The organism is Streptomyces sp. (genome assembly GCF_036566765.1).
GTDB lineage: Bacteria > Actinomycetota > Actinomycetes > Streptomycetales > Streptomycetaceae > Streptomyces.
Genome location: NZ_DATCVQ010000452.1, coordinates 1 through 4831 on the forward strand (window position 1 = coordinate 1; position 4831 = coordinate 4831).

The 4831-nt window shown below is 74.6% G+C and carries 5 protein-coding genes; 4 read left to right on the plus strand and 1 reads right to left on the minus strand.

The window, feature by feature from the left end; genetic code table 11:
* A partial coding sequence (locus VIU94_RS26735; protein WP_331914894.1) for a putative hexosyltransferase occupies window positions 1–1038 on the plus strand: 1038 nt, incomplete at its 5' end.
* 52 nt (window positions 1039–1090) lie between these two features.
* On the plus strand, window positions 1091–1864 hold the full coding sequence (locus VIU94_RS26740; protein ID WP_331914896.1) for a hypothetical protein: 774 nt from the start codon (window positions 1091–1093) through the stop codon (window positions 1862–1864).
* A 54-nt stretch (window positions 1865–1918) separates the two neighbouring features.
* Here the strand turns inward: VIU94_RS26740 and VIU94_RS26745 are convergent, their stop codons facing one another.
* A complete protein-coding gene (locus VIU94_RS26745; RefSeq protein WP_331914898.1) occupies window positions 1919–2272 on the minus strand; it encodes a DUF192 domain-containing protein in 354 nt (117 codons plus the stop codon).
* Window positions 2273–2383: 111 nt separating this feature from the next.
* On the opposite strand from VIU94_RS26745, the gene VIU94_RS26750 reads away from it, so the two are divergent.
* Both VIU94_RS26750 and VIU94_RS26755 read left to right on the plus strand, forming a co-directional pair.
* Window positions 2384–3274 (plus strand): prepilin peptidase, encoded by an 891-nt coding sequence (locus VIU94_RS26750; RefSeq protein WP_331914900.1) that lies wholly within the window; start codon window positions 2384–2386, stop codon window positions 3272–3274.
* A 43-nt stretch (window positions 3275–3317) separates the two neighbouring features.
* The coding region (locus VIU94_RS26755; RefSeq protein ID WP_331914902.1) for a DUF2079 domain-containing protein at window positions 3318–4831 on the plus strand (1514 nt) is incomplete at its 3' end.

Sequence of the window (4831 nt, forward strand, 5' to 3'; positions counted from 1 at the left end):
GTCGTCGGGATGGCGGTGCTCGGGGTGGCGGCGGCGGTGCAGGGGAAGGACGCGCTGCATCGGCTCATGGGGCGGTGGGACGCCGTCTGGTACGTGCGGATCGCGGAGAACGGGTACGGGCACGAGGTCACCCTGCCCGGCGGGGCCGTTCACTCCGATCTTGCGTTCTTTCCGCTCTTCCCCGCCCTGGAGCGCGGGCTCGCCGCCGTGTCGCCGTTCGACGCGGCCACGGCCGGGCTGATCATCGCCTGGCTCGCCGCGTTCGCCGCGGCCTGGGGGATCTACGCCGTGGGCGCCCACGTCGCCGGACGGTCCGCCGGGATCGCGCTGGCCGTGCTGTGGGGGGTGTACCCGACCGCGTTCGTGCAGTCCATGGCGTACACCGAGACCCTCTTCACCGCGCTCGCCGCCTGGTCGCTGTACGCCGTGCTGCGCGGCCGCTGGATCCTCGCCGGCCTGCTCTGCGCTCTCGCCGGGCTCACCCGGCCGTCCGCCGCCGCGCTCGTCGCCGCGCTCGGGATCACCGCCGTCATGACGGTCGTACGCGAACGGCGGCTGCCCGCCCGCACCGCGGCCGGCGTGCTCCTCGCCCCGCTCGGCTGGCTCGCGTACATCGTGTACGTCGGCGTCCGCGAGGGCAGCGCCACCGCCTACTTCGACGTCCAGGCCGCGTGGGGCAACAGCATCGACGGCGGCGTCGCGCTCGCCCGCTTCATCGTCGGGCTGCCGCCGCTCGCCGCGCTCGGCCTGTGCGCCGTCCTCGCGCTGCTCGCCTGGGCAGTCGTGCTCTGCGTACGGCAGCGCCAGCCGCTGCCGCTGCTCGTCTACACGATCGCCATGGTCGTGATCTCGCTGATCGGCGCCGCGTACTTCGGCTCCCGGCCGCGCCTGATGATGCCCGCGTTCGGCCTCCTGCTGCCCGCCGCGGTCGCCCTCGTCCGCCTCCCGGTGCGCGGCCGGATCGGCGTTCTCGCAGGTCTGGCGCTCGCGTCCGGCGCGTACGGGGCGTTCACGCTGCTCGGCTCCGGTCCGCCGTAGATGGGCCCAAGGGCCCATGCCCCGTCCCAACTGCCCTGTTAACGTGCGGTACATGACTCGACGACGGATCGCAAGGATCACCACGGCGGCGCTCGCCGCCGCGCTCACCCTGGGGCTCACCACCGGCTGCGAGGGCGACAAGGGTGACGCGAAGGACGAGGGCAAGAGCGTCGCCGAGCAGAAGCCCACGCCCAGCACCTCGGCGGGCCCTTCGTCCGCGCCGCCCGCCGCCCCGCCCGCCGACGCGCCCGCGCCGACCGGCAAGCCGCTGACCAAGCCCGAGCTGGACAAGGCCGTACTCGTCACCGCCGACGTCCCCGGCTTCTCGGTCGGCCCGATGGACGCCCCGCCGCCGCAGGGCGAGATCCCGGACAAGTCCGAGTGCGCCCCGCTCACCGCGGTCCTGAACGGACAGCCCGAGCCGGCCGCGCAGGCCTCCGCGTACCGGCAGATCACCGGCGCGAACAAGGACCTCAAGCCGGCCGTGTCGGAGTTCCTGACCAGCCACGGGCAGGGTGCGGCGACCGTACTCGCCCGGCTCCGCGCCGCGGCCACCGCCTGCCAGGGCGGCTTCACCACCCGCAGCGACTCGGGCCCGTCCACGTACAAGGGCGTCAAGGAGCTCGCGGTGCCGCGGGCCGGCGACGACAGCTTCGCCTACCAGCTGACCGCCGACTTCGACGGCGAGCCGGTGCCGCTGGTCTTCCAGGTCGTCCGCCAGGGCCCGACCGTCGCCACGTTCTACATGGCGAACTTCGAGGGGCCTGCGACCCCGAAGCTCCCTGCGGCGCTCGTCACCGCGCAGGTCGCCAAGCTGAAGAAGTAGACGGAGAAGGAGCGGAGCGGGGGCAGCCGCCTCGCCGCCCCCCGCCCCGCCCCCTCAGCTCTCGATCGTCAGCCCGACACCCGGCCGTACGCCCCACGCCGCCATCGCGCCCGCCTCCGCCTCCAGCACATGGCGGGCGCGGAGGCTGATGCGGCCCATGCGGCCCGGCTTCATCGTCTTCACGGCGAGCACGTTCAGCTTCCGGTCCAGGTACGCCACGTCGATCGTGAACCTCATCCGGAAGGTGTGGACGCTGTTGCACGGGGTGATCAGGAGCGCGCCGTCCAGGCCGTCGCGTCCGAGCAGCCCGCGCCGCCTCGTCCCGTACGAGGCGGCCACCTCGACCGGTATCGCCTCGTCCCGTCCCTGGACGGTCAATGTGCCCTTGCCATTGCGCCATTTCGCCATGGTCGAAGACCGTAGCGTCCTCGTGCCGGGCCGCGCCTTGGGCCCCGTGCCCCCGCCCAGTGGGCCCCTGGGCCCATGACCGGGTCCGGGGGCCGCCCGTAGGGTCGGAACGTGTACGTCACGCTGATCGCCGTTGCCGCCCTGTGGGGCGCCGCCACCGGGCTGCTCGTGCCGCGCGCCGCGTACCGGCTCTCCGTCGAGCCGGAAGAGGCGTGGCGGAGCGACTGCCCCGAGGGCCATGCCCTCCTGGGCGCGGCCCGCGGCTGGCTCGGCGGGACGCGGTGCCAGGTGTGCGCCGTCGCCGTCCCGGTTCCGGCCGCCGCTCCGGCGCCCCGGTTCGCGACGGCGGAGGTCGCCGCGGGGAAGGCCGCATCCGCCGCGGACGTACCTGCCGACGAGGGCGTCACCGACGCCGAGTCCGAGGACGCCGCACCGGTCGCGCCCCCGCGCGTCCCTCTCCGCACCACCCCCGCCATCCCGCTCGTCACCGCCGCCGCCTGCGCCGCGCTCGCCGCGGCGACCGGGCTCCGGCCCGAGCTGGCGGTCTGGCTGCTGTGCGCGCCGTTCGCGGTGCTGCTCGCCACGGTCGACCTGCGGGTCCACCGGCTGCCCGACCAGCTCACGCTGCCGCTGGCCGTGGCCGCGCCGCTGCTGCTGGGGGCGGCCGCGCTGGCGCCCGGCGCGGCGGGCTCGTTCCCGTACGCGCTGATCGGCGGACTCGTGCTGGGCGCCGCGTACTTCCTGCTGTTCGTGATCAACCCGAACGGCATGGGCTTCGGCGACGTCAAGCTCGCGCTCTCGCTGGGGGTGCTGCTCGGCTGGTACGGCTGGGGGATCCTCTTCGCCGGCGCCTTCGCGGGGTTCCTGTTCGGCGGGGCGTACGGGCTCGGGCTCGTCCTGCTGCGCAAGGCGAACCGCAAGTCCGCGATCCCGTTCGGGCCGTTCATGATCGCCGGCGCGCTGCTCGGCGTGGTCTTCGGCGCGCTGGCCGCGACGCCCTGACGTTCCGGGAGTTCCGCGCCCGTCCGCCCTAGCATCCAGGCGTATGCGGACATTCGCCGACAATGAGGACCGACGGATCGCGAGCCTGCCCTCCCCGCGAGGTACGGTGCGCCGCCCGTCCCCGGTCACTCTGCTGCCCTGGGCCTGGGCCGCCGCGCTCTGCGCCCTGTACGCCACCGTCGCCGTGCGCCGCCACATACTGCTCCGGACCACCGGATACGACCTCGGCATTTTCGAGCAGGCTCTCCGCGCGTACGCCGAACTGCGCGCCCCCGTCGTCCCGTTGCGCGGTGCGGGCTTCAACCTGCTCGGCGACCACTTCCACCCGCTGCTCGCCGCCCTCGCTCCCCTCTACCGGCTCTGGCCCTCCCCGCTCTGCCTGCTCGTCGCCCAGTCCGCGCTGCTCGCCGTCGCCGTCGTGCCGCTCGCCCGCTGGGCGCTGCGCGCCCTCGGCCGCCGCGCGGCGCATGTCGTCGCCGCCGGGTACGGGCTGAGCTGGGGCGTCGCCTCGGCCGCCGCGTTCGACTTCCACGAGGTCGCGCTCGCCGTGCCGCTGCTCGCCTTCTCCCTCGAAGCGCTCGGCCGGCGGCGCTGGGGCCGCGCGGTCGCCTGGGCCGCGCCGCTGCTGCTGGTCAAGGAGGACCTGGGGCTGACGCTGGCCGCCGTCGGCGGGTACATCGCGCTCAAGGGGCCGCGCCGGCTAGGGCTCGCGACCGTCGCGGCGGGGCTGATCGGCGCGGCCGTCGAGATCAAGCTGCTGCTGCCCGCGTTCAACCCCGGCGGGGGGTACGCGCACGGCGGCAACCTCGCCGACGGCTACGGCTCGCTGCTCTCCACGCTCGCGCACGCCCCGCTCGACGTGCTCAGGCCCGACATCAAGGCGATGACGCTGATCATGGTCTTCGCGCCGTCCGCGCTGCTCGCGCTCCGCTCGCCGCTCGCGCTGATCGCGGCGCCCACGCTGGTCTGGCGGATGCTGTCGGAGAACGGCTTCCACTGGGGGACCGCGTTCCACTACAGCGCGATCCTGATGCCGGTGGTCTTCGCCGGGCTGATCGACGCGCTGGCCCGGTGGCGCGCGCCGGACCGGTCGGGCGGCGCGCTCCCTCCGCTCGCCGCCGCTCGGCACGTCCGCGCCTCGCTGGCGACCGTGCTCGCGGTCACCTTCGTCCTGATGCCGTCCTTCCCGCTGGCGCAGCTCGCACAGCGGGCGACCTGGCGGACCACCCCGCACATCGAGGCGGCCCACGAGCTGCTCGACCGGATCCCGGACGGCGCGACCGTCGCGGCCTCCAACCGCCTCGTCCCGCAGCTGACCTCACGGTGCACGGTCGTGGTCTTCCCGACCTTCCCGGTGGACGGCGAGCTGTACCGGTACGACCGCAGGCGGCTCCCACCGCCCACGGCGGAGTGGATCGTCCACGACCGCGAGGCCCCGGAGGCCTGGCCGTACAAGGTCGGCCACTGGCCCTACCCGATCGAGCAGCAGGAGGCGGAGCTCGCGGCGGCGGAGCGGGAGTACGGCTACGACCTCGTCGCCCGCCGCGACGGGATCAC

What these genes read in the sequence shown, in the direction of transcription:
- VIU94_RS26745 (WP_331914898.1), bottom strand. Translation starts at nt 2,272, where the DNA reads ATGGCGAAATGGCGCAATGGCAAGGGCACATTGACCGTCCAGGGACGG.
- VIU94_RS26740 (WP_331914896.1), top strand. Translation starts at nt 1,091, where the DNA reads ATGACTCGACGACGGATCGCAAGGATCACCACGGCGGCGCTCGCCGCC.